Here is a 25,690-nt window from a genome sequence, read left to right on the forward strand (position 1 = left end):
GAGCTACTTCGGCGGGTTGTTGAGCACGTACTGCAGACCTGCCATCAACTGCGACACCGGATCCGCGCCGCCGCCGAACGCGGCCTGGGTGGCCGGTGCGGTGACCTCGGCGGGGTCGTACCCGTTGACCGGGTCCACCGTGATGGGCGCCGTCGCGGGATCGTCGTTGCGGGTGTAACCCGCGTCCACATAGGGCTTGAGGATCGCATCCAGCTGCATCAGCGTGCCCTTGTCGACCCCGAGGTACTTGAACGGCAGCACCAGCGGCAGGTGCTCCTCGGGAATCATGTAGGTCGTCGTCCGGGCGCCCCGGGAGTTGACCGTCGTCCGGATGTTCTGCGGCGGCACCATTTTCGGGTTGGTGAACGCGACCGCGGTGTGCCCGGTGGCCAACCCGACGATGGCGTTGGCGACCGAGATCCAGTTGTCCGGGCGCTGCGGCCAGTCGGCGATGCTGTCGTAGGCCGAGACGAACAGATGCGAGTCGTACTGACTCTCCACCGGGGCCGGCATCCGGTAATCCAGTGAGGGTACGACGCTGCCGACGGGGAAGTTCTGGCTCAGGAAGCTCTCGCCGAATGCGTGCTTGCCCACCGGGTTTCCGTAGGTGGCGAAGGCCAGCTGATCGGGCGGCGGGGCGGTCGGGTCGTTGGCCAGCCGGGCCCGCACATCGTCGAGCACCGACGCGCCCTCGGACAGGCCGATCGCCATGCCCGGGCCACCCTCGCGGATCGCGGCCAACAGGTTCGGCCCGCCGACGTCGATCGACTCGCCGTAGCTGGGACCGTCGATGCCCAGACCCGGGAAGTTGTCGTCGAGACGGCCGATACCCGGGAAGAGCCGCTCCAGGGTGTGGCCCTGGACCTGGCCCGCGGGGTAGTCGACGATCTGCCGATTCAGGTCCGGGAACCACTCGGCCCCGGTGCGCATGATGTATTCGTCGTACGGGATGCCCATCACGTGCGCGCCGCCGAGTGCGTAGCCCCGGCCCTCGATGGCGCGGGCGGGTCCCGGCCGGTCGAAGTCCGCCGGGGTCGGCGGCGGCTCGTCGGCGGTGGCGATGCCCACGCCCAGCGGGCCGACGACACCGATGCTCAGGAAGGCGGTGGTCGCCGCGAGTAGCTTCTTCATGCCCTGCTGCTCTCCCGCCGTGTCAGTCGTGATGGCCACCAGTTCGCCTTGCCGACCAACGTGGCCATGGCGGGCACGGTGACGGTCCGGACCAGGAAGGTGTCCAGCAGGATTCCGATGCCGATGACGAACCCGCCCTGCACCACAGTACCGATGCTGGCGAACAGCAGACCCCACATCGACGCGGCGAAGATCAGGCCGGCCGCGGTGATCACGCCGCCGGTCGAACTCAGGGTGCGGATGATGCCGATCCGGCCCAGCGGAGCCTCGTCGCGCATCCGCGAGACCAGCAGCAGGTTGTAGTCCGCGCCGACGGCGACCAGCACCACGAAGGCCAGCGGCGGCACCGACCAGTGCAGCTGTTGATCCAGGAGGACCTGGAACACCAGCACCCCGATGCCGAGCGCGGCGAAGTAGGAAACCACCACGGAGCCAACCAGATACAACGGCGCGATGACCGCCCGCAGCAGCGCCATCAGGATCAGCAACACCACGATCACGGTCACGATGACGATGAACCGGATGTCGTTCTCGTAGTAGTCGCGGGTGTCGGCGAGCGCCACCGGATAGCCGCCCATCGACACCGAGGCGTCCGCGAGCGCGGTGTTCGGCAAGGCGCTGCGCGCGGCATCCTCGATGGCGGTGACCTGATCCATCGCCTCCGGGCTGAACGGATCGAGTTTGGTGAAGACCAGGTAGCGCGCCGAGTGCCCGTCGGGTGAGACGTAGGCCTTGGTCGCCGCCTTGAAGTCCTCCATCAGCAGGATCTCGGGCGGAATGTTGAAGCCCGCCATGGCCGGAGCCGCGGCGTTCTCCTTCATCGACAGCAGGAAGGCGGCCGCCTGGTCCAGGCCGGTGCGCATCACCTTGACCTGCTCGACGATCTGGTCCACCCCGTCGGCCACCTGCCGACTGCCCTTGGCCGACCGGTCGGAGCCCTGCCGCAGCTGCGCCAGGGTCGCCTGCGCGCCATCGGGGCTGTCCAGTCCCATGGACTGCATCGCCTCGGTCAGCCGGGTGAAGGCGGTGCCGACCTGGTTGAGCGCGGCATTGAGCGACTGCCGGTCCTGCAACGACTCCAACTGCCCCGACAGATCCTCGATCTCGGCGAGCGTGCCGTCGTTGCGGGCGGCCGCCAGCCGGGACAGGTGGATGCGGGTCTGGCTGCACGACGGGTCGAGGTCGCAGACCACGTTGCCGTGCAGGGCGGCCAGGATCGGCCCGACCCAGGCGAACTGGTCCCGGGTCGCCATCAGGTTCACGCCCATCTCGTTGCCGAGCTTGTTGACGCTGGCGACCAATTTGGCCGCGATCTCGACATTGCGGACCAGCTTGTCGCCGCCGTACTGGCCGCGCAGCGCGGCGAACGCATCGACCATCTGCTGCAGACTGCCGGCGATCGTGCCGACCTGCCCGCGGACGTCGCCCAGGCTGGCGGCCAGCGTGTCCGCGCCCTCGGCCAGCCGGTTCAGGTCGGCGGTGCCGTCACTGATCATGGCCGCCCCGTCGGCGAGCCGGGACCCGACGATGCCGGCCTGATAGGTGGCCCGGAACTCCGGCGGCACCACGCCCAACGGGCGGGTGATCCCGCTGACCATCTCGATATCGGGGAGCTGGGTGATCCGTTCGGCCAGCTTCTCCAGGTCGGCGAGCGCCTCCGGATTGCGCAGATCCTTCGGGGACCGGATCAGGACGTAGCTCGGGATGAGCTGGTTGACGTCGAAATGTCGTTCCATCGCCGCGTACCCCAGTGAGCTGGGCGCCGCGGCGTCGACCGCCTTGCGGTCGTCGTAGTTGAACGTCGCGAACCCGGACAGACCGGCGAGCAACAGCAGCACGATGAGGCTGGCGACCAGATGGGTCCACGGGCGGCGCACGATGCGGGCACCCGATTTGCGCCACATCCGTGAGGTGCGTTCCTTGCGGGGTTTGATCCACCCGCGCGGCCCGATGAGGGTGAGGATGGCGGGCAGCAACGTGATCGCAGCCAGGAACGCCACGCCGACACCGACCGCGGCGGAGGTGCCGACCGTGGAGAAGACGCCCATCTTGGCGAAGCTGATGGCCAGGAAGGTCACACCGACCGTGGCCGCCGAGGCGGTGATCACCTTGCCGACGGAGGCCAGCGCCTGACGGACGGCCTGGTCGGAGTCCGAGCCCTTGCGGACGAAATCGTGGTAGCGGCTGATCAGGAACACCGCGTAGTCGGTCCCGGCGCCGAAGATGATGGCGCTCAGCAGGATCATCGCCTGGTTGGAGACCCCCATGCCGGTCAGGTCCGACAGTCCGGCCACCACCGCCTGGGCGATCACCAGCGACATCCCGATGCCCACCAGCGGCACCATCATCGTGACCGGGTTGCGGTAGACGATGAGCAGCACCAACAGCACCATCACCGCGATGGCGATCTCGATGGGCAGCCGGTCGTTCTCACCGGCGACGGTGAGGTCGGCGACGGTGGCGGCCGGCCCGGCCAGCTGGACCTCCAGTGGGCCGCCCGCGGTGGTCTGCGCGATGGTCTCCGAGACCGCCTTGAAGGACGAATACGACTGTGGCGTACCGAGCGCGCCCGCCAGACCGACCGGCAGCACCCAGGATTTCTCGTCCTTGCTGGTCAGCGTCGAGCGCAGCGCCGGGGTGCCGATGAACTCCTGGATCATCACGACGTTCTGCTGGTCGTCGCGCAGGGCGTCCACCAATTTGGCGTAGGTGGCCTCGTGTTCGGGGCCCAGGCCGTCCTCGTCGGTCAGCACGACCAGCAGCAGGTCGTCGGTGCCGGGTTCCTGGAAGGCCTCCTCCATCTGCCGGGCCGCCACGCTGGACGGAGCCTCCCCGGGTAGCATGGCCAACGGGTTCTTCTGGGCCATGTCGTTCAGGCTGGGCGCGGTCAGCGGCAGCGCCACCGCCAGCGCCAGCCAGATCCCGATGACGGCCAACGGCCACCGCACGACAAAGTCAGCTAGTCGCTGCACAATTCCTCCAACTGCGACGCCCCACGCGCATTTGTGGGCGTCACCAAGTGCCGCCGGCGACCCGCTCGCATACGGACTTCATCGCCTCGATGTACCGGGCGACCGACTTTTGCGCCACCGGGTTGTCCGGGTATACGACCGACATTGTGGTGCCGGCCTCGTACCGGAATATGTAGATGGTGAGCTGATACGAGAAACGGCCATCGGAGTAGATACCGATGCTGTTCGTATAGCCCATATCGGCGGCCGCAAGGACCGCATTGAGCGGCGCCGCGCCCCCGTGAAAGAAGTTCGACACCGGAAAGTTCGGGCGCGGTGTGTCCAGCCATGGCGCCAATTCCAGGACACGGTGATACGGAACGCGGGCCATCGCGAGCCCGGAGTCGAACGAACTCTGCGCCGACCAGGCCGCCTCGGCGAACGTGGTCGCGGCGATCGGAACGGTGATCGGCACCAGGCCAGTGAACCAGCCCTGCGTCATGAAGTTGTCCGACGTCCTGCGAGTGTCGCGCGGGGTGAGTCCGTAATACGTTGGGGCGCCGGTCAGCTCGTGTTCGACCATGGCCGTGCAGGCAAACAGTCCGCCGACGAAGCGGGCACCGGCCGCCACGCAGGCCGCCTCGAACCGCTCGGTCTGCTCGGCATCCAGCAGCAGGTCCCCGACCATGTCGGCAACGGTCGGGATATTCGGATCCCCGAGCGGCAACGGGAATTCCGGAAGACTCCCGTTGTTGTTTTCAGCAAACTCGATCCAGGCTTGGACATCGGGCGAATCCACGGTGAGATCCGAGGTGGCCGCGCGTTCCTGGATGCAGAAATCATCGAAACGTCCGGCCTCCGGAAGTGCCATCGGTTGCCCCGTTTCGGACAGCGACGTGTACATGCCCTGGGCCTCGAGCATCGTGATCCCGATCAGCGCCGCATCCCCGTGGACGTGGTCGATGCTGGCATAGAATTCGAAATACTCTTCGCTCTGGACAATTCCGAAAGAAAAGCAACCCCATTCCAATGGGGAGGGAATGTCGACAATGTGTTTACGCGCATCTTCGGGCGCCATCTGCCCGTGATTGACCGCCTCGAATTCGATATCGTCGGGGTCGACAATGGCGCGCCGGACGATATCGCCGGAGCCCTCGTATTCGAACCAACTCCGGTAGGTGTCGTGCCTGCGCAGGTAGGCGTTGAGCGCCTGGTTCATCGCGTCGATATCGCATACACCAGGAACTTCGCAGGTGGCGATGATCTGCCGGGAGTAGTCGAGCCCGGCGGCGGCCTGGTTGTAGACGCCACGGATGTGCTGGGACTGCATATAGCTGACCGGGACCGTACTCACCGGCGCTTCCAGTGCTTTCTCCCGCGCGGTTTTTGTCGGGTGCCAGGAGGTGACCACACCCGGTTTCGGCGACCAATCCTCGATTGTGCCGATGGTGATCTTCCCGATGTGCAAAATTTCCCTCCGGGGTCGAAAGCGACGGCGGCGGCGGTGCGGCATGCCCCGACGGCGACTTCACGATAGCGGCTGAGCACCGTGATCGCTGCCACACCCCGGTGGGCACCGCCCGAGCAGGCGCTCCGCAGCACCGCGGACCGCCGGGACGCCCGATTCCGCGGCCGTCTGCGGGCTCACCCGAAACCGCCTAGGTCAGCAACCCACATGCAATACTGACGAGCGGGAAAACGAGCCGGCCGTGGCTGTCGGGAGATCCAGCGCGCCGCTGTCGGGTCGAAGTTCGAGCCGTTCGCAAGACAAGCCGCTTGCATACCCCCTGGCCTGACGCGGTCTCTCGCCGGGCACAGACACTCACGACGCGGAGAGCACAACCATGGCAATTACCGACAATGCTGTCCCGTCCGCGGAGCAGACACCTCGCTTCGCGATCATCGGCTACGCCGCACGCCTTCCCGGCGCCGCCGATGCCGACCAGTACTGGGATGTGCTGCGTGACGGGCGCGACGCCGTCAGCGAGATTCCGGCCGACCGGTGGGACGCCGCCGAGTTCTTCGACTCCGACGCCGCCGCGGCCGGCAAGGTCGTCACCCGCCGGGCCGGCTTCGTCGACGACGTCACCGGGTTCGACGCACCCTTCTTCGGGGTGTCCGCGCGCGAGGCCAGGCTGATGGATCCCCAGCACCGGCTGTTGCTGGAGACCTCGTGGCGAGCCGTGGAGCATTCCGGTACCGCCCCAACAGCTTTGGCGAACTCCCGCACCGGCGTGTTCGTCGGCCTGTCCACCCACGACTACCTGGGCATGGCGTCCTCGGAACTGACCTACCCGGAGATCGAGGCCTACCTGGCCATCGGCACATCCGGCGCCGCGGGCGCGGGCCGGATCAGCTACCGGCTGGGCTTACACGGCCCGGCCGTCACCGTCGACACCGCCTGCAGCTCCTCGCTGGTGGCCATCCACCAGGCCTGCCAGGCGCTGCAGCTCGACGAGTGCGACCTCGCTCTGGCCGGCGGCGCGAATGCGCTGCTCAGCCCGGCCACCATGATCACCTTCTCGCAGTCCCGGATGCTCGCGCCCGACGGCAAGTGCAAGACCTTCGACGCTGCCGCCGACGGCTATGTGCGCGGTGAGGGCTGCGGTGTCATCGTCATCAAACGCCTCGAGGATGCGCTGCGCGACGGCGACCGGATCCGCGCGGTCATCCGCGGCAGCGCGGTCAACCAGGACGGTGCTTCCGGCGGCCTGACGGTGCCCAACGGCGTCGCTCAGCAGCGGGTCATCGCCGAGGCGCTGGAGCGCGCCGGTCTGGCCCCGAACGAGGTCGACTACCTGGAGGCGCACGGCACCGGAACCTCGCTGGGCGATCCGATCGAGGTCCAGGCCGCGGCCGCCGCACTGGGTAAGGGACGCGACGCCGACCGACCGCTGCTGATCGGCTCGGCCAAGACCAACATCGGTCACCTGGAGGCCGCCGCGGGCGTCGCCGGTGTGCTCAAGGTCGTGCTGGCCCTGGAGAACCAGGAACTGCCCAAACACCTGAACTTCCGCAACCCCTCACCGCACATCCCCTGGGAGCGCATCCCGGTGCGGGTGGTGGACGAGGCGACCGCCTGGCAGCGCAACGGCCGCCCCCGGATCGCCGGGGTGAGCTCGTTCGGGTTCTCCGGCACCAACGCCCACGTCATCCTCGAAGAACCGCCGGTGCCCACCCCGGCGGTGCCCGCCGAGTCCCCCGACTCCCGTCGGTTCACCGTGCTCCCGCTGTCGGCGCGCACCCCGGCCGCGCTGGTGCAGACCGCGGAGCTCTACCGCACCTGGCTCACCGAGCATCCCGATGCCGATCTGGCCGCAGTGGGCCGGACCGCCGGCGCCGGCCGGGCCCATCATGAGCACCGTGCCGCACTGGTGGTGAACTCGCTGGACTCCGCACGCGAACTGCTCGGCGCGCTGGCCGATGACCGCCCCGCGCCCGGGCTGGTCCGCGGTCACTGTGCCGACGCCCCGAAGACCGCCTGGCTGTTCCCCGGCCAGGGCAGCCAGTACGCCGGTATGGCCGGTGAGCTCTACGAGACCGAGCCGGTGTTCGCCGAGACCCTGGACCGGTGCGCCGCGGCGCTCGGAGGCGACGGAAAGTCGTTGCTGGAGATCATCTTCGACGCCGACGGCAACGATCGGTTGCGGCTGACCCAGAACGCCCAGCCGGCGATCTTCGCCGTCGAGATGGGCCTGGCCCGGCTGTGGGAGTCCTGGGGCTATGAGCCCGACGTGGTGCTCGGGCACAGTGTCGGCCAGTTCTCCGCGGCCTGCGTGGCGGGTGTGTTCAGCCTCGAAGACGGTGTGCGGTTGCTCGCCGAGCGCGGCCGACTGTTCGGCGAACTGCCCGCCGGCGGCCGGATGGCGGCCGTCTTCGCCGACGCCGACCGCGTCGAACGGCTCACCGACGAGTACCCGAGCCTGTCGGTGGCCGCCTACAACGGCGCCAACACCGTGCTGTCCGGCCCCGGCACCGATCTGGAGCGCGCGGTGGCCGGACTGACCGCCGACGGGGTGCGCTGCGACTGGCTGGACACCAGCCACGCCTTCCACTCGGCGCTGCTCGACCCGGCCCTGGACGCCTTCGAGGCATACGCGAACCAGTTCGAATTCGCTGCACCGCAACGGATCCTGGTGTGCAACCGGACGGGGTCGGCACTCGGCCGCACGGCCAAGCTGGACGGAGCGTACTGGCGCCGCCATGCCCGCCAGCCCGTCGAGTTCGCCAAGAGTGTCGCGACGCTGGCCGAACTCGGCTGCGCGGTGCTGGTGGAGGTCGGGCCGCAACCGGTGCTGACCGCCGCCGCGATGCGGGCCTGGCCCGACCCGGCGAACCCGCCCCGGGCGGTCGCGTCGATGCGCCGCAACGGCGCCGACCACCGGCAGATCGCCGAGGCCGTGGCGCACACCTACGTGGCCGGTCATCTGCCCGACTTCGACGCGCTCGTGCCGGGAGCGGCCGGCAAGGTCGACCTGCCCACCTACCCGTTCGAGCACCGGCAGTACTGGTTCCGGGACAAGACCGCCCAGACCGCGTCCACCGCGTCCGGTTCGGCCGTCCGCACCGAGGCGGTCCGTCTGCTCGAAGACGGCCGCATCGAGGAACTGGCCGCCCTGCTCGACGATTCGGGCGGCACCCAGACCGCCGCAGATGTGCTGAGCAAGCTTGCCGCGCAACACAACCGCCAGCGCGACGCGCTGTCCATCGCGGATTCCCGGTACGAAATCCGGTGGCCGGTCTCGGCTCCCGCCTCCCCGCCGCCGGCCGGGGAAGGCTCGGCGTGGCTGGTCATCGGCGATGACACCGCGATCGTCGGACCGCTGCTGGACGCGCTGAGCACCCACGGACACCGCTACCGGGTGCTCGGCGTGCCGTCCTCCGATGCCGACGAGGCACTGCTGGTCGCCGAGCTGCGGGCCGCGGTCGACGGTGAACCCACGTTGCGCATCCTGCATGCCGCGGCTCTGGAGAGCACCGCGGCGCCGTCGATGCGGTCCCTGCTGCGGATGCAGCATCGCGTGCTGGGCGGCACCCAGCGGCTGTTCCGCGCGGCGGCGGCCGCCGACCTGCGCGCCCCGATCTGGGTGCTCACCCACGATGCACAGCGGATCCTCGACACCGACTCGGTGTCACCCGAGCAGACCAGCCTGTGGGGGTTCTGCCGCGCCGTCGCGCTGGAGTACCCGCAGGTGTGGGGTGGGCTCGCCGATGTCAGTGGCGCCGAGGTCGATTGGGCACGTCTGGTCTCCTACATCGGCACCGCGCCGGCCGGCGATGACCAGCTCGCCCTGCGCGGACAGTCCGTCCACGTGCCGCGGCTGGTCCGGCGCACCGGCCAGCCCAACCCGACCGCGCTCCAATTACGTGCCGACGCCAGCTATCTGGTGACCGGCGGCCTCGGGTCGCTGGGCCTGGAGATCGCCGGATACCTGGCCGGGCACGGGGCGCGCAACCTGGTGCTGACCAGTAGGCGTGCCCCCGGGGCGGCCGCCCAGGAACGCATCGACGCGTTGACCGCACAACACGGTTGCGCGGTCCGGGTGATCACTGCCGACGTCGCCAATCCGCACGACGTGGCCCACCTTATCGACACCATCGCGGCCGAACTCCCGCCGCTGGCGGGCATCGTGCACGCGGCCGGCGAGAACAGCACCGCACCGCTGAGCGATCTGGACCCCGCCGAACTGGACCGGGTGTTCTCCGGAAAGGTCTGGGGCGCCTGGTATCTGAGCGAGGCCGTGGCGGATATCAAGCTGGACTTCTTCGTTTGCACATCCTCGATCTCGGCGGTGTGGGGCAGCTACGGCCAGAGCGCCTACAGTGCCGCCAACGCCTTCCTGGACGGACTGACCTGGCGGCTGCGGGAGCAGGATGTGCCGGCTGTCAGCGTCAACTTCGGGCCGTGGGCGGCGGGCATGGCCGACGAACAGGCCCGCGCCCAGCTGGATCGGCGTGGCGTGCACACCCTCTCGCCGGCCGACGCCCTGGCCGGCATGGCCGACCTGATGGTCGGCGCCGGTTCGCACGGCGTGGTCGCACGCATGGATTGGGCGCGCTTCCTGCCGATCTACCTGCAGACCGGGAAACGCGCACTGCTGACCGAAGTCGCCGGCGAGGTTCCCGAATCGTCGTCCACGGTGGCGGCGGCCGCCGGAGCCACCCCGCTCGTCGAGCGGCTCACCGCAGCTCCGGTCCAGCAGCGCAAGAAGCTGGTGCTGGAGGAACTGCGCGACGCGGTCGCCGAGGTGACCCAGATCGACGCCGCCGAAATCCGGGAGGAAACCGGGCTTTTCGACCTCGGACTGGATTCGCTGATGGCCGTGGAGCTCCGGCGCAGGCTGGAAGGCTCGGTCGGCGCCGAGCTGCCGGCCACCCTGGCCATGGATCATCCCCGGCTCACCGACATGGCCGATTACCTGCTCGGTGACGTACTGAAGCTCAACGAACGTGCGGCCAAGGCTGCCCCGCAACCGGTGTCGCTGGCCACCTCGGCAGTCGACGAACCGATCGCCATCATCTCCGTCGCGTGCCGTTTCCCGGGGGCACCCGATCCGGACTCCTACTGGGACCTGCTGGCCGGCGGGGTGGACGCCATCCGCGAGATCCCCGAGGACCGCTTCGACGTCGACGAGTACTACGACCCCGATCAGCAGACGCCGGGCAAGATCTACACCCGCAGCGGTGGCTACCTGGACAGCGTCGACAGTTTCGATCCGGAGTTCTTCGGCATCTCGCCCCGCGAGGCGGTCTGGATCGATCCGCAGCAGCGGCTGATGCTCGAGCTGGCCTGGGAGGGCCTGGAGCGCGCCGGGTACGGGCCGGCAACCCTGCGCGGCAGCCGCACCGGCGTGTTCGTCGGTGTGGGCGCCAACGAGTACTCGCATCTGCTGTCCGGCGACTCGGTGGAGAACCTGGAAGCGCATTTCATCACCGGCAACGCGCTCAATGCCATCGCCGGCCGGGTGTCGTTCACGCTCGGCCTGGAGGGCCCGGCGATGGCGGTGGACACGGCCTGCAGTTCCTCGCTGGTGGCCGTCCATCAGGCGGTGCAGGCGCTGCACTCCGGTGACTGCGACATGGCGCTGGCCGGTGGGGTGAACGTCCTGCTGAGTCCCGCATCCGTCGTCGCGGCGTCGCGGGCCCGGATGCTGTCCCCGGACGGCCGATGCAAGACCTTCGACGCGGCCGCCGACGGTTACGTGCGCAGCGAGGGCTGCGGCGTGCTGGTGCTCAAGCGGCTGTCCGACGCGCAGCGTGACGGTGACCGGATCTCCGCGGTCATCCGCGCCAGCGCGGTCAACCAGGACGGTGCGTCCAGTGGTCTGACCGTGCCCAATGGTGGTGCCCAGCAACGTCTCATCAGTTCGGCGTTGAATCGTGCCGGGCTCTCCGGTGGGGACGTCGACTACCTGGAAGCACACGGCACCGGTACCCCGCTCGGTGACCCAATCGAAGTGCAGGCCGCCGCGGCGGTGTACGGCGCCGGCCGGGACCCGGGCCGGCCCCTGCTGATCGGTACCGCCAAGACCAATGTCGGGCACCTGGAATCGGCGGCCGGTGTCGCCGGTCTGGTCAAGGTGGTGCTGTCGCTGCAGAACGAGTTGCTGCCGCAGACCCTGCACTTCCAGAATCCCTCCCCGCATATCCCGTGGGCCGACCTGCCCGTGCAGGTGGTGGACAAACCGACGCCGTGGCTCACCAACGGCAAGCCGCGCCGCGCCGGCATCAGCGCGTTCGGGTTCACCGGCACCAATGCCCATGTCCTGATCGAGGAAGCGCCGCAACCCCTTTCGGCGACGCCAGACGATGTGGCCGACGACGCCGACGGTACGGCGGCCGCCAAGGAACCGCTGAGCGTGCTGCCGCTGTCGGCACGCTCGTCGCAGGGTCTGCTGGCGTTGGCGCAGCGGTACGCGACCTGGCTGGAAACCCATCCCGACGCCTCGATCGCCGATGTGGCCTACACGGCGGGCGCCGGACGGTCGCACTTCGAGCACCGGGCCGCGGTGGTCGCCAATACGGTCCCCGAAGCCAAGATGCTGCTCGATGATCTGGTGGCCAACCGGCTGCGGCCGGGCGTGGTGCGCGGTGAGTGCACCGACCCGCCCACCACCGCGTGGTTCTTCCCCGGGCAGGGCAGCCAGTACCCCGGTATGGCGCGCGAACTGTACGAGTCGGAACCGGTGTTCGCCGAGACGGTCCGCAAGTGCGCGCAGGCGGTGGACGGCATGCTGTCCCGGCCGCTGCTGGATGCGATCTTCGACACCGGCCGGGAGGCCGCGGAAACGTTGAAGCACACCTCGTTTGCCCAGCCGGCCATCTTCGCCGTGGAAATGGGACTGGCGCGGTTGTGGCAGTCGTGGGGCATCGAACCCGACGTCGTGCTCGGCCACAGCGTCGGCCAGTACGCCGCGGCCTGCGTGGCCGGTGTCCTCAGCCTGGAGGATGGGGCCCGGTTGATCGCCGAACGTGGGCGGCTGTTCGGCAGCCTGCCCGCCGGCGGCCGGATGGTCGCCGTGTTCGCCGATCCCGAGTACGTGGAGCATGCCGCGGAGGCGTTCGGACGGGTCTCGGTCGGCGCCTACAACGGCCGCAACACGGTGCTGTCCGGGCCGGGTGAGGACCTCGAGCAGATCGTCGCCGCCTGCACCGGTGAGGGTGCGCGTTGCACCTGGCTGGAGACCAGCCACGCCTTCCACTCCGAGCTGCTGGATCCGGTGCTCGACGAATTCGAGTCGTTCGCTGGGCAATTCGAGTACGCCACGCCCACCCTGCCGCTGGTCTGCAACCGGACCGGCACGGTGCTGACGGCCGAGACCCCGATCGACGCCCAGTACTGGCGGCGGCATTCCCGCCAGCCGGTGCAGTTCACCGAGAGCGTGCGCACGGTCGCGGCCCTGGGCTGCTCGGTGCTGATGGAGATCGGTCCGCAGCCGATCCTCACCGCCGCGGCACTGCAGAGCTGGCCCGACTCCGCGGCGGCGCCCCGGACGATCGTGTCCCTGCGCAAGGGCGCCAATGCCCAGCGCCAGATCACCGAGGCGCTGGCCACCGCCTACATCAGCGGGCACCGGCCCGACTTCGCCGCGACACACCAGGCGGCGAACCGGCTTGAGCTGCCCACCTACCCGTTCCAGCGCCGCCGCTACTGGCCCAAGGCCGCCGTGGTGGGAATGGGCTCCGGGACGGTGTCGACGTCCGGGATCCTGGGCAGCGCCAAGGATCTGGCCTCCGGGGACACCGTGTACAGCAATGTGTTCTCGGTCAAGACGCAGCCGTGGCTGGCACATCACGTCATCTACGGCACCGTCGTGGTGCCCGGTGCGACCTACGCGGCGATGGCACTGGCTGCCGCGGGCGCTCCGGCGCACGTCAAGGACGTCTACTTCTACGAGCCGATCGTCCTGCCCGACAAGGCTTCCCGTGAGGTTCAGCTCACCCTGCACCCGACCGACGACGGGTGGAAGTTCCAGGTGCACAGCCGGCCCTACGGGGTGCGTGACGCCGAGTGGTCGCTGAACGCGGACGGCAGCCTGGGTGCGGGCGCGGACGGGGTCGAGGCGCTGTCCGAGGTCGCGCCCGATGAGGCCGTCGAGGCCATGAACCGGACCCGGCCCCAGGAACTGTTCGAGATCTTCAACGACATGGAACTGGCGTGGGGCCCCACCTGGTCCACCTCGCTGAAGTCGTTGTGGGTCGGTGAGGGTGAGGCCATCGGCGATGTCTCGGTCGGTGAGGACCTCGCCGAGCACCTGGGCAGCGAGCCGATCCATCCGGTGCTGCTCGACCTCTGCACGGGTGTCGCCTTCCCGGCGTTCCCGGCGGTGCTGGCGGCCGAGCAGGGCCTGACCGACCTGTTCCTGCCGCTGCGCTACGGGCAGGTCCAGGTGCAGGCGAACATGCCGCGCCGGTTCTACTGCCGGGCGCGCTGGCACGAGGGCCCGCTCAACAGCGAAACCCTGGTCTTCGACATCGATTTCGTGGACCGCGACGGGCATCGGCTGGGTGGCATCCGCGAGTTCACCGTCAAGCGCGCACCGCGTGAGGCGCTGCTGCGTGGCCTCGGAGGCGATTCGACCCGCCTGCTGTACACGGTGGGCTGGCAGGAGTGCGCGGCGCCGGGAACCGGCGACGAGGCCCAGGACGAGGCGCTCGCCAACGGCACCTGGCTGATCGCCGGGCACGACGCGTTGGCGTCATCGAAGCCCGGAGCCGTCGTCGTCGAGCAGGCGACCGACCCGACCGCCTGGCAGCAGACGTTCGCCGCGGCCGCCGAGCGCGGCGCGCCGGTGGCCGGGATCGTCTGGCGCAGTAGCGGACGGACCGGTCTGGACGTGCCGACCACGGACCTCGCCCAGCGCCTGGAGACCGAGGTCGCCGCGCTGCTGGCCGCCACCCAGACCGCGCTGGCCGAGCAGAAGAGCACGCTGGCCGGTGGATTGTGGATCGTCACCGAGAACGCGGTGGCCACCGAACCCGGCGAACCGGTCGATCCGGTGCAGGCCGCGCTGTGGGGCTTCGGCCGCACCCTGATCGCCGAGCAGCCGACCCTGCGGGTCCGCCTGGTCGACGGGGACGGGACCGACGAGTCGCTGGGCTGGCTGGCCGAGGCACTCGGCTCGCCGGTCACCGAACCCGAGATGGCGGTGCGCCAGGGCCGGTTCCTGGTATCGCGGCTGCTGCATTGGGCGCGCAGCGGGCATCTGCCGATGCCGCGCTCGGATGATTTCGCGCTGGCACCGACCGAGCGGGGTGCGATCGACAATCTGCGGCTGTCCGAGATCGAGGTCAGCGCACCGAAACCGCATGAGGTGCAGGTCCGGATCGAGGCCGCCGGCCTCAACTTCCGGGACGTGCTCAACGTGCTCGGCCTCTACCCCGGCGATCCGGGCCCGATCGGCGGCGACCTGTGCGGTGTGGTCACCGAGGTGGGTTCCGACGTCACCGGATTCGAGGTCGGCCAGCGGGTGTTCGGTTCCATGCAGGGCGCCTTCGCGAGCCGGCTGAACGTGCCCGCGCAGTTGTTGGCGACGGTGCCGGAGGGGATCAGCGCGGTCGATGCCGCCACGATTCCCGCTGCCGCGCTGACCGTGCGGTTGGCGTTCGACTGGGCGCAGTTGCGTCCGGGCGACCGGGTGCTCATCCACGCGGCCAGCGGCGGCGTGGGGCTGGCGGCGGTGCAGATGGCGCGCCAGCACGGGGCGACGGTCTTCGCCACCGCCAGCACCTACAAGCGCGCGACCCTGCGCGCGATGGGTGTGGAGCACGTGTATGACTCGCGCACAACGGATTTCGCGGACCAGATTCTCGCCGACACGGACGGCGAGGGTGTCGATGTGGTGCTCAACAGCCTGACCAACGAGGGCTTCATCGAAGCAACGGTGCGGGCCACCGCCCAGGGCGGCCGGTTCGCCGAGATCGCCAAGCGCGATATCTGGACGCCCGCGCAGATGTCGGCGGTGCGTCCCGACATCGCCTACGAGATCGTCGCGCTGGACGTCACGATGATGAGCGATCCCGACCACATCCAGCGTCTGATGGCCGAGGTGTCCGAGGGTCTGGCCACGGGCGTGTGGACTCCGGTGCCCGCGGAGGTCTACCCGCTGACCGAGGCCAGGACGGCGTTCCGCCGCATGCAGCAGGCCCGCCACATCGGCAAGATCGTGGTGCAGATGCCGAAACCGCTTCAGCCGCATGGCGACCGGAGTTACCTGGTGACCGGTGGACTGGGCGCACTCGGCCTGCACACGGCGGCATACCTGGCCCAACTCGGTGCTGGGGACATCGTGCTGACCAGCCGTCGCGCCCCCGACGCCGAGGCCCAGCAGGCCATCGACGCGATCACCGAGCGGTACCACTGCCGGATCCACGTCCTGTCCGCCGACATCGGCGTCGAGTCCGAGGTGGCCGCGCTGCTGGACAAGATCCGGTCGGAGCTGCCCCCGCTGGCCGGCGTCGCGCACCTGGCCGGTGTGCTCGATGACGCCCTGGTGCCGCAACAGAGCCTGGAGCGTTTCCGGGGGACGTTGGGCCCCAAGGCCTATGGTGCGCACCATCTGCACGAGCTGACCAAGGGCGATGATCTGGAGTTCTTCATCGTGTACTCGTCGGCGTCGGCGGTGCTGGGTTCACCGGCGCAGGCGAACTACGCCACCGCCAATGCGCTGCTCGACGGCCTGGTCGCACAGCGCCGGGCACAGGGGTTGCCGGCGACCGCGGTCAACTTCGGCCCCTGGGGCAGCGGCGGTATGGCGACCTCGCAGGCCGCGCTGGCCAACCTCAGCGCGCAGGGCATGATGCCGCTGGAGCCTTCGGCGGCGCTGGCCGCGCTGGGTGAGGCGATGCGGCACGGGACGGCGCAGGCGACGGTGCTCAAGGCGAACTGGCAGCGGACCGCGAAGATGCTGGGCGGGATCCGTCCGCCGCTGCTGGATCAGGTGCTGCCCAGCGCCGACGGTGCGGTCACCGGCGACAGCGAGTTGCTGCGCCAGCTTCAGGAGCTGCCGGTGGCGGCCCGCGCGGGATTCATCACCGAGTTCCTGCAGCGCGAGGTGCAGGGCTTCCTGCGGCTCGCGCAGCCGCCGGCGGCGTCGAGCAGGTTCCTGGACCTGGGTACCGACTCCCTGATGGCCGTCGAGTTGCGCAACCGACTCTTCGGCCAGTTCGGCGGCAAGTTCGACATCAGCCCGACGGCGGTGTTCGACTATCCGACGATCGGCGAGCTCGCCGAGCATCTGGTGTCGCAGCTGCCCGACGCGGAGGCCGCGCCGGCCGAGGCCGAACCGGCGTCCGAGACGGAGACCGCGACGAGCTAGCGGCCGGTCAGGCCCAGCGCGCTGCCTGCGCCTCGGGTGCCAGCGTCGAGCGCAGCGGTACGTCCAGCCCGTCGTAGATCCCGGCGGGCTGGGCGGCCAGCCATTCGACGGCGCCGAGCAGACGGTTGGCGGCCGTGGTGTTGCCGCCGTCCGCGCGGGTACCGCCGGGCACGTCGGCGCGGGTGGTGATGGTCAGTTGAGGGTCGCCGTCGACGATCACCCGGTGGTCGCCGACGCCCTGGTCGGGTTGGGGCCAGTCCGGCGCGCAGCTGGGGTGGATGCGGGTGATGTGTTCGATGATGACCCGTTGCCGACCGCCCGACCAGCCGATGACCTTCAGATAGAACGCCCCCTGGGTGCCCTTCTGGAAGGGCCCCATCACGGTGTCGACGGTCTGTTCGAGCGCGAGCCGCTCGACCTCTTCGGTGATCTCGTCGATCTCGATGCCCAGGCCGCGGCCGATGAGCCGGACGTTGCCGCCCCAGACCATCGTCGGGATGCCCGGCAGCAGCATCATCGGGGTCTCTTCCATGGCGGCCCCGAACCCGCAGGACACCTTGACCGCGAACGGTTGGTTGTAGGTGGAGTAGTCGAAGATCTCCTGGCAGGTGATGGTGTTGATGCGGGTGCACAGGCTGGCCGCGGTGACCGCCAGCGCATCGTTGCCCCAGCCCGGGTCGACGCCGCTGACCAGGAGTGAGGCGTCACCGGCCACGCAGGCCGCGGTGAGCCGGTCGACCCAGTCCGGGGGTGCCGAACGCGGGTCGTAGAGCGAGTACAGCGACGGGGTGACCACGTGCGCGCCGGCCCGCAGGGCGCGTTCGATGTCGGCGATGGCCTCCTCGGGCCGGATGTCGCCGGAGGCCATGTAGGCCACCGCGTCGCTGTCCTTGAGGACGGCATCCACCTCGGCCGGATCGGTGACGGCCCGTACGCCGGTGTCGGCGGCCAGACCGGCGAAGGTGGCGGCGTCGCGGCCGGCCTTCTCGGCCGACGAGGTGATCACCCCGCCCAGGCTCAGGCCCGGAAACGCGACCGCGGAGCGGATCGCGGTCGCGCCCATGTTGCCTGTTCCCCATACCGCCACACGCTTGATCCGGTTCATCCTGCCGAGGGTGCCATCGCGGGCGTGGCCAGCATCACATTTTCGAAGAAATGCCAGTTCAGGCTGGATTTCCCTGCCCCCAGGACTGCCCAATCAACCACCGGGTTGGGTGAGTGTGCAGAATTTGCGCCAGGACGCTTTGCGCGGAGGTTACTCGCCGGTATAGTTGAGTGCAGTTACTGGTGGGTAACTTAGTGCAGTCCAGTCACAGGTACCCAACCGCGCAGACCCAATTCTCATTGAGGAGACACTGTGAGTCACTACAAGAGCAACGTCCGTGACCAGGTATTCGCCTTGTTCGATGTGCTCGGTCTCGACAAGGCGCTCGGCGCCGGGACGTTCGCCGACCTGGATGCCGACACCGCCCGCGAGATGATCAACGAGATGGCGCGGTTGGCCGAGGGCCCGCTCGCCGCGTCGTTCGCCGACGGTGACCGCAACCCGCCGGTCTTCGACCCGGCCACGCACACCATCTCGCTGCCCGAGTCGTTCAAGGCCTCGGTGCGTGCCTGCATCGAGGGCGGCTGGAACAAGGTCACCCTGGACGAGGATCTCGGCGGCATGCCCGCCCCCAAGGCCCTGCTGTGGGCGCTCAACGAGCACATCCTCGGCGCCAACCCGGCGGTCTGGATGTACAGCGGCGGTGCCGGTTTCGCGCAGATCTTCGCCGACAACGGCACCCCGGAGCAGCGCAAGTGGGCGGCCATCGCCTCGGAGAACAACTGGGGCGCCACCATGGTGCTCACCGAGCCCGACGCGGGTTCGGACGTAGGCGCCGGCCGTACCAAGGCCATCAAGCAGGAGGACGGCTCCTGGCACATCGACGGTGTGAAGCGGTTCATCACCTCCGCCGAGGCCGACGATCTGTTCCCGAACATCGCGCACCTGGTGCTGGCCCGCCCCGAGGGCGCCGGCCCGGGCACCAAGGGTCTGTCGCTGTTCTTCGTGCCGAAGTTCCTGTTCGACTTCGAGACCGGTGAGCTCGGCGAGCGCAACGGCGTGTTCGTCACCAACGTCGAGCACAAGATGGGCCTCAAGGTCTCCGCGACCTGTGAGCTGTCCTTCGGTCAGCACGGCGTCCCGGCCAAGGGCTGGCTCGTCGGCGAGGTGCACAACGGCATCGCGCAGATGTTCGACGTCATCGAGCAGGCTCGGATGATGGTGGGCACCAAGGCCATCGCCACCCTGTCCACCGGCTACCTGAACGCCCTGGAGTACGCCAAGGACCGGGTGCAGGGCGCCGACCTGACCCAGATGACCGACAAGACCGCGCCGCGGGTGACCATCACCCATCACCCCGACGTGCGTCGTTCGCTGATGACCCAGAAGTCCTACGCCGAGGGCATGCGCGCGCTGTACATGTACACCGCCACCTTCCAGGACGCCGAGGTCGCCAAGGCGCTGCACGACGTGGACGCCGAACTGGCCGTACGGGTCAACGATCTGCTGCTGCCGGTGGTCAAGGGCTTCGGCTCGGAGACCGCCTACGCCAAGCTGACCGAGAGCCTGCAGACCTTCGGCGGCTCCGGCTTCCTGCAGGACTACCCGGTCGAGCAGTACATCCGCGACGCCAAGATCGACTCGCTGTACGAGGGCACCACCGCCATCCAGGCACAGGACTTCTTCTTCCGCAAGATCATTCGCGACAAGGGCCAGGCACTGGCCTACGTGACCGCGCAGATCGACAGCTTCGTGAAGAACGAGACCGGCAACGGCCGGCTCAAGGCCGAGCGTGCGCTGCTGGCGACCGCGCTGGAGGATGTGCAGGCCATGGCCGCCACCCTGACCGGCTACCTGATGGCCTCGCAGGAGGAGCCGTCCGACATCTACAAGGTCGGCCTCGGCTCGGTGCGCTTCCTGATGAGCGTCGGCGACCTGGTCATCGGCTGGCTGCTGGCCCAGCAGGCCGCCGTGGCGATCGAGAAGCTCGACGCCGGCGCCACCGGTGCGGACAAGTCGTTCTACGAGGGCAAGATCGGCGCCGCGTCGTTCTTCGCCAAGAACTTCCTGCCGCTGCTGACCAGCACCCGCGTGGTGCTCGACAACATCGACAACGAAGTGATGGAGCTCGACGAAGCCGCCTTCTGATCGGCGCGCAGTCCCGCTAGACCAAGGAACCCCCGGCGATCCCGGGGGTTCCTTGCGTTGCGGGTTCTCTCGGCGAGACCCGCGGTTGTGTTGCTTTCGAGGCCCGAACCGGCGCGGGTACGCGTGTTTCGCGTTCTGCTGACAGCAGCACCGGCTGGCGTGCCCCGATCTCGGCACGCAGAGTCGAGACGTGACCACCACCGAGAAACCACCACTGTTCGACCGCCGATTGCGCGAGGACCTGTTCCACAACCGGGTGCTCGTGCTCGACGGCGCCCTCGACGACGACAACGGGGCCGTCCTGATGACCCAGCTGCTCACGCTGGCCGCCGACGCGCACGACGACATCGCGTTGTGGATCCACTCCCCCGGCGGATCGGTACCCGCGATGCTGGCCATCCGCGACGTGATGCGCCTGATCCCGGCCGACGTCTGCACCCTGGCGCTCGGATTGGCTTGCAGCGCAGGACAGTTCCTGCTCTCCTCGGGGACCCCGGGGAAGCGTTTCGCGCTGCCGCACGCGCGCATCCTGATGCACCAGGGATCTGCGGGCATCGCCGGTTCGGCGGTCGAGGTCGAGGTGCAGGCCGAGGATCTGCGGCACACCCGCGACACCGTGCTGGGGATCATCGCCGCCGACACCGGCCAGGACGTCGAGCGCATCTTCGCCGACTCGCTGCACGACCGCTGGTTCACCGCGGCGCAGGCCCACGAATACGGCTTCATCGACCACATCGTCGATGACTTCGGCCAGATCGCGCCGAACCGCAAGCAGCGCTTCGGGATTGGTGTCTAGCACATGAGCACCTACACCATCCCCAATGTCATCGCCCGCACCTCGACGGGCGAACGGATCATGGACGTCTACTCGCACCTGCTCACCGAACGCATCGTCTACCTGGGCACCGCGATCGATCCCGGTGTGGCCAATGCGCTGATCGCGCAGCTGTTGCACCTGGAGGCCGACAACCCCGAGCAGGAGATCGCGCTGTACATCAACTCCGAGGGCGGGGACCTGTCGGCGATGCTCGCGGTCTACGACACCATGCGCTTCATCAAGGCCCCGGTGGCCACCACCTGTATCGGGCAGGCCGTGGCGACCGGGGCGGTGCTGCTGGCGGCCGGTGAGCCGGGCCGGCGTGCGGTGCTGCCGCATTCGCGGGTGGTGCTGCACCAGCCCGCCGCGCAGGGCCGCGGCACCATCCCCGATCTGATCCTGCAGGCCGACGAGGTCGTCCGGACGCGTGGGCAGCTGGAGGCCATCCTGGCCCGGCACACCGGGCGCGACGTCGCGCAGTTACGCCACGACACCGATCGGGACCGGGTGTTCGACGCGGCCGGCGCGGTCGCTTATGGGCTGGCCGATCGGGTGCTGGATCAGCGGGGCTAAGCCGCCATCAGGACTGTGCCGCCGGTGTTCGGCGCAGCCGGGCGGGTCAGGTCGGCCGAGATGCCGCCGAGCAGTCGTCCGAGCTCGATGTTCAACGCACCGCACACCGCCGCGATCATCTCGCTGGACGGTTCCTTGCGGCCCCGCTCGATCTCGGAGAGGTACTGCGGTGACAGCCCGGCCCGCGCCGCGACGTCGACCAGTCGGGCGCCGCGGCGCCGCCGGGTCTCGCGTAGCCGTCGCCCCAGCGCCTCACGCCACAGCGGTTCCAGCGGCTCATGCGGCGGCTGACGTTCCGGGTGGATGCGGATGATGTCGCCCATCTGGGCATCATGTCCCGCGCGGCCGGGCGGCACAGCGATGTTCACCATCGGCAGAAGTTTCGGGGGGTCGAGGCGAAGTGACCCGGGAGACAGACATGTGGGCGGGTTCGGGAGGACTGCGGTTTTTCAACCTCGAGGGCGTCCTCATATACCTTTCGGTATCTCGCGCGGCCGGATTTTCACCTCGTTCCGGCTCTTTGGATCTGTCACTCCCGAACCCGTCGTGCGGTCGACTGTACGCCTGTGATCATGATCACACCAGAGGTTTTTCCACACTTTCCAAGTCCCGGTCCTGGGCCCGCAGCAGCGCCCTGGTTCGGGCTCTGACCTCGGGCGATCGGTCGAACACGACGCCCACGTACTCGTGCACCCCGGCGGCACGCAGCTCGTCCAGACGGGCGATCACGGTCTGCTCGTCGCCGATCAGCGCGGCCTCGGCGGGACCGGCGTAGCCCTCCCGGTCGAGCATCGCCCGGTAGGACGGCAGCTGCCCGTACATCGCGAACTGTTCGGCGGCCTGGGCACGCGCCCCGTCGACGTCGTCGGTCACGCTGACCGGCAGCGCCGCCACCACCCGCACGGACCGCCCGCCCGCTGCCGCCCGCAGGGTCGGCGCGACGTGCTCGGCGAGCGTCTTGGGCCCGGTCATCCAGGTGACGGTGCCCGCGGTGCGCCGGCCGGCGATCTTCAGCAGTTGCGGGCCGAGGGCAGCGATGTAGACATCGGGTGCCGCGGCGCCCGGGATCTGCAGGGCGCCCCGCGTGGTGTAGATCTCGCCCGGCGCGTCGGCCGGCTGCCCGGCCAGCAGCGGCAGCAGCCCGTCCAGGTACTCGTTGAGCCGGCGCACCGGGCGATCCCAGGGGATGCCCCACATGCCCTCGGTGACCGCGGCATGCGTCATCCCCACCCCGAGGGTGAACCGGCCGTCGGCGATGAGGTTCAGCGTCAACGCACGCTGCGCCAACTGCATCGGATGCTGATTCTGGATCGGCACCACGCCGGTGCCCACCTCGATGGTGTCGACCTCCCGCATCGCCACCGCCAACACGGTCAGCAGATCCGGCTCATAGGGCATCTGGGTCATCCAGATTCGCCGGAAGCCTTCGTCGCGGTACTGCGCGAAGTCCGACACGACACGGTCGATGAGGGGGTCCGTCGCCGAAGCGGCCACCGAACCCAGGATGCTGATCTGCATGCCAATCATGATGCCCGGACGAGCATGACCGAAACCGGAACACGACTGGGAAACTTCGGCCCGAACTGGTTCTCCTCGGTGATGGGCACCGGGATCATCGCGGTCGCCGGGGCCACCCTGCCGCTGCAGCCGCCCGGTCTGCGGGTGTTCACCGAGATCGTCTGGGTGGTCGCCGCGGCGCTGTTGGTGGCGCTGATCGTGGCGGTCAGCGCGCAGTGGTTCCGGCATCCGACGGTGGCCCGCGGGCACGTCCGCAACCCGCAGATGGCGCACTTCTACGGGGCCGCGCCGATGGCGCTGATCACCGTCGGATCGGGCACCATGCTCGTCGGCAAGGACCTGATCGGCGAGAGCCTGGCCGTGGACATCAACTGGGTGTTGTGGTCCGCGGGCACCATCGGCGGGCTCTACACCGCGGTGTCCATCCCGTACCTGATGTTCACCCAACTCAACGTGGGACCCGATGCGGCGTTCGGTGGCTGGTTGATGCCCGTCGTCCCGCCCATGGTGTCCGCCGCATCCGGCGCGATGCTCATTCCGCACATGGCACCGGGCACCGGCCGGGCCACGATGTTCTACCTCTGTCTGGCCATGTTCGGGCTGTCGCTGATCGCCGCCTTGATCATCATCACGATGATCTGGAGCCGGCTGGCGCTGTACGGCACCTCCGGGACGGCGCGGGTCCCCACGCTGTGGATCGTGCTCGGTCCGCTGGGCCAGTCGGTGACGGTGGCCGGGCTGCTGGCCAACGAGGCGCACCTGGCCGTTCCCGCGGAACTGGCCGCCGGGATGGACATCTTCGCGGTGCTGTTCGGGGTACCGGTCTGGGGGTTCAGCGTGCTGTGGATCATGCTGGCCTCAGCCCTGACCATCCGCACCCTGCGCCGCGGCATGCCGTTCGCGTTGACCTGGTGGAGCCTGACCTTCCCGGTCGGCACCTTCGTCACCGGCACCACCCAGCTGGCGCTGCACACCGGGCTGCCGGCGTTCGAGGTCGCCGCGATCGCCGCCTACTGCGGACTGCTGTGCACCTGGGCGCTGGTCGCGGTGCGCACCGCCCGCGGCAGTGTGGCGGGCAGTCTGTTCGCCCCGGCCGGTTCATCGCCGATCACGGCGTCCAAGGACCAGCACCGGCCCCGGAACTGAAAGAGCCCCGTGTTGCCGTCGGGTCGGGGGGTCAGACGGCAACACGGAGCTATCCCATGTATCGGCGGTGCTCTGCGGGGCGTTACACGGATCCGAAAATTTTCTTCGGAAAGTTTTTCACCGAGCCGTACGCCGCGCCGAGATTGACGAAATGGCCAGGTCATCTCGTCTTTTACCGCCGCATTGTTCGGTTGGGCAGGATCAGGCCTCGAGGATGGCCGTGACGCCCTGCCCGCCGGCGGCGCAGACGGAGATCAGCCCGCGCACCGGTTGCCCGGTCTGCTTCTTCTTCTCGGCGAGTTGCTTCGCCAGCTGCGCCACGATCCGCCCGCCGGTGGCGGCGAACGGGTGCCCGGCCGCCAGCGAGGAACCGTTGACGTTGAGCTTGCTGCGGTCGATGGCGCCCAGCGGCTGGTCCAGCCCGAGGCGCTCCTTGCAGTAGTCCTCGGATTCCCAGGCCGCCAGCGTCGCGAGCACCACCGAGGCGAAGGCCTCGTGGATCTCGTAGAAGTCGAAGCCCTGCAGGGTCAGGCCGTTGCGGGCGAGCAGTCGGGGCACCGCGTACGTCGGGGCCATCAGCAGCCCGTCGGGACCGTTGACGTAATCGACGGCGGCGGTCTCACCGTCCACGAAGTAGGCCAGCACCGGGATGTCGTGCTCGGCGGCCCACTCCTCGGATGCCAGCAGCGCCACCGAGGCGCCGTCGGTCAACGGCGTGGAGTTGCCCGCGGTCATCGTCGCGTCCCCGTTGCGCACCCCGAACACCGGCTTGAGCTTGGCGAGCTTCTCGGCGGAGGAATCGGGCCGCAGGTTGTTGTCCCGGTAGACGCCGAGGAACGGGGTGACCAGATCGTCGAAGAAACCGCGGTCGTAGGCGGCAGCCATGTTGCGGTGGCTGGCGGCGGCCAGTTCGTCCTGGTCGACACGCTTGATGCCCATCTGCTTGGCGGTGATGGCGGCGTGCTCGCCCATGGACAGCCCGGTGCGGGGTTCGCCGTTGGTCGGGATCTCGACGCCGAGGGCGGCGGGCAGCTTGCCGACCAGCTTGAGCCGGTCCAGGTTGGACTTGGAGCGGCGCAGGCTCAGCAGCACGCCGCGCAGGTCGTCACCGAACGCGATGGGCGCGTCGGAGGTGGTGTCCACCCCGCCGGCGGCGGCCACCCGGTAGCGGCCGCGGGCGATGCCGTCGGCGGCGGCGATGGCTGCCTGCAGGCCGGTGCCGCAGGCCTGCTGCAGGTCGAAGGCCGGGGTGTAGGGAGACAGCGAGCTGCCCAGCACGCTTTCCCGCATCAGGTTGAAATCGCGGCTGTGCTTGAGCACCGCACCGCCGATGACGGCGTCGAGTTTCTCGCCGCGCAGCCCGAAGCGGTCGGCGAGCCCGTCGAGGACCGCGGTGAACATGTCTTGGTTGGAGGCATTCGCGTAGGCGCCGTCGGAGCGAACGAACGGGATCCGGTTTCCGCCGAGCACGGCGACGCGAGCATTCGTATTGGCCATGCCCCTAGGTTACCCGCAGACCTTACTCTGGAGTAAGTTAGTACCC

At 69.0% G+C, this 25,690-nt stretch carries 12 protein-coding genes; 5 read left to right on the forward strand and 7 right to left on the reverse strand.

Annotated features, from left to right (window positions below):
- Positions 1 to 3: 3 nt before the first annotated feature.
- From pe to V4U86_RS26935, 3 genes are read right to left on the reverse strand one after another with little or no spacing between them, the layout of a single operon-like run.
- Positions 4 to 1,131 (reverse strand): acyltransferase PE, encoded by a 1,128-nt coding sequence (pe, locus tag V4U86_RS26925; protein WP_395308892.1) that lies wholly within the window; start codon positions 1,129 to 1,131, stop codon positions 4 to 6.
- Complete coding sequence (locus V4U86_RS26930; RefSeq protein ID WP_395308893.1) at positions 1,128 to 4,103, reverse strand: RND family transporter; 2,976 nt, start codon at positions 4,101 to 4,103, stop codon at positions 1,128 to 1,130. The genes pe and V4U86_RS26930 overlap by 4 nt, the downstream gene beginning before the upstream one ends.
- A 40-nt stretch (positions 4,104 to 4,143) precedes the next feature.
- Positions 4,144 to 5,550, reverse strand: a complete 1,407-nt coding sequence (locus V4U86_RS26935) for a condensation domain-containing protein (RefSeq protein ID WP_395312229.1) — start codon at positions 5,548 to 5,550, stop codon at positions 4,144 to 4,146.
- Positions 5,551 to 5,926: 376 nt separating this feature from the next.
- On the opposite strand from V4U86_RS26935, the gene V4U86_RS26940 reads away from it, so the two are divergent.
- The gene (locus tag V4U86_RS26940; RefSeq protein WP_395308894.1) at positions 5,927 to 16,900 is read left to right on the forward strand and encodes an SDR family NAD(P)-dependent oxidoreductase; all 10,974 of its coding nucleotides are present in this window, start codon (positions 5,927 to 5,929) and stop codon (positions 16,898 to 16,900) included.
- 7 nt (positions 16,901 to 16,907) lie between these two features.
- Here the strand turns inward: V4U86_RS26940 and V4U86_RS26945 are convergent, their stop codons facing one another.
- Positions 16,908 to 18,005, reverse strand: coding sequence for an NAD(P)H-dependent amine dehydrogenase family protein (locus tag V4U86_RS26945; RefSeq protein WP_395308895.1), 1,098 nt, complete (start codon positions 18,003 to 18,005; stop codon positions 16,908 to 16,910).
- A 252-nt stretch (positions 18,006 to 18,257) separates the two neighbouring features.
- Between V4U86_RS26945 and V4U86_RS26950 the strand changes: the two genes are divergently transcribed.
- The 3 genes from V4U86_RS26950 to V4U86_RS26960 all read left to right on the forward strand — a co-directional run bounded on the left by V4U86_RS26950 (position 18,258) and on the right by V4U86_RS26960 (position 21,483).
- Positions 18,258 to 20,093, forward strand: coding sequence for an acyl-CoA dehydrogenase (locus tag V4U86_RS26950; protein WP_395308896.1), 1,836 nt, complete (start codon positions 18,258 to 18,260; stop codon positions 20,091 to 20,093).
- 190 nt (positions 20,094 to 20,283) lie between these two features.
- On the forward strand, positions 20,284 to 20,889 hold the full coding sequence (locus V4U86_RS26955; RefSeq protein WP_395308897.1) for a ClpP family protease: 606 nt from the start codon (positions 20,284 to 20,286) through the stop codon (positions 20,887 to 20,889).
- Positions 20,890 to 20,892: 3 nt separating this feature from the next.
- Positions 20,893 to 21,483, forward strand: coding sequence for a ClpP family protease (locus V4U86_RS26960; protein ID WP_395308898.1), 591 nt, complete (start codon positions 20,893 to 20,895; stop codon positions 21,481 to 21,483).
- Here the strand turns inward: V4U86_RS26960 and V4U86_RS26965 are convergent.
- Positions 21,480 to 21,854, reverse strand: coding sequence for a helix-turn-helix domain-containing protein (locus V4U86_RS26965; protein ID WP_395308899.1), 375 nt, complete (start codon positions 21,852 to 21,854; stop codon positions 21,480 to 21,482). The genes V4U86_RS26960 and V4U86_RS26965 overlap by 4 nt on opposite strands.
- A 205-nt stretch (positions 21,855 to 22,059) precedes the next feature.
- Entirely contained in the window at positions 22,060 to 23,010 is a 951-nt protein-coding gene (locus V4U86_RS26970; RefSeq protein ID WP_395308900.1) for a TIGR03564 family F420-dependent LLM class oxidoreductase, read from the reverse strand.
- Positions 23,011 to 23,025: 15 nt separating this feature from the next.
- Between V4U86_RS26970 and V4U86_RS26975 the strand changes: the two genes are divergently transcribed.
- Positions 23,026 to 24,147 carry a TDT family transporter gene (locus V4U86_RS26975; protein ID WP_395308901.1) on the forward strand — a complete coding sequence of 374 codons (1,122 nt, stop codon included), beginning with the start codon at positions 23,026 to 23,028 and terminating at the stop codon, positions 24,145 to 24,147.
- Positions 24,148 to 24,348: 201 nt separating this feature from the next.
- On the opposite strand, the gene V4U86_RS26980 is transcribed toward V4U86_RS26975, so the two are convergent.
- Entirely contained in the window at positions 24,349 to 25,644 is a 1,296-nt protein-coding gene (locus tag V4U86_RS26980) for an acetyl-CoA C-acetyltransferase (protein WP_395308902.1), read from the reverse strand.
- Positions 25,645 to 25,690: the final 46 nt, after the last annotated feature.

Origin of the sequence: Mycobacterium sp. AMU20-3851 (genome assembly GCF_043974665.1) — a bacterium.
Classification (GTDB): domain Bacteria; phylum Actinomycetota; class Actinomycetes; order Mycobacteriales; family Mycobacteriaceae; genus Mycobacterium.

Excerpts from the sequence above, each read along its gene's own strand:
- pe (WP_395308892.1), bottom strand. The coding sequence starts at position 1,131 with ATGAAGAAGCTACTCGCGGCGACCACCGCCTTCCTGAGCATCGGTGTC.
- V4U86_RS26940 (WP_395308894.1), top strand. The coding sequence starts at position 5,927 with ATGGCAATTACCGACAATGCTGTCCCGTCCGCGGAGCAGACACCTCGC.
- V4U86_RS26945 (WP_395308895.1), bottom strand. The coding sequence starts at position 18,005 with ATGAACCGGATCAAGCGTGTGGCGGTATGGGGAACAGGCAACATGGGC.
- V4U86_RS26960 (WP_395308898.1), top strand. The coding sequence starts at position 20,893 with ATGAGCACCTACACCATCCCCAATGTCATCGCCCGCACCTCGACGGGC.
- V4U86_RS26965 (WP_395308899.1), bottom strand. The coding sequence starts at position 21,854 with ATGGTGAACATCGCTGTGCCGCCCGGCCGCGCGGGACATGATGCCCAG.
- V4U86_RS26970 (WP_395308900.1), bottom strand. The coding sequence starts at position 23,010 with ATGATTGGCATGCAGATCAGCATCCTGGGTTCGGTGGCCGCTTCGGCG.
- V4U86_RS26975 (WP_395308901.1), top strand. The coding sequence starts at position 23,026 with ATGACCGAAACCGGAACACGACTGGGAAACTTCGGCCCGAACTGGTTC.
- V4U86_RS26980 (WP_395308902.1), bottom strand. The coding sequence starts at position 25,644 with ATGGCCAATACGAATGCTCGCGTCGCCGTGCTCGGCGGAAACCGGATC.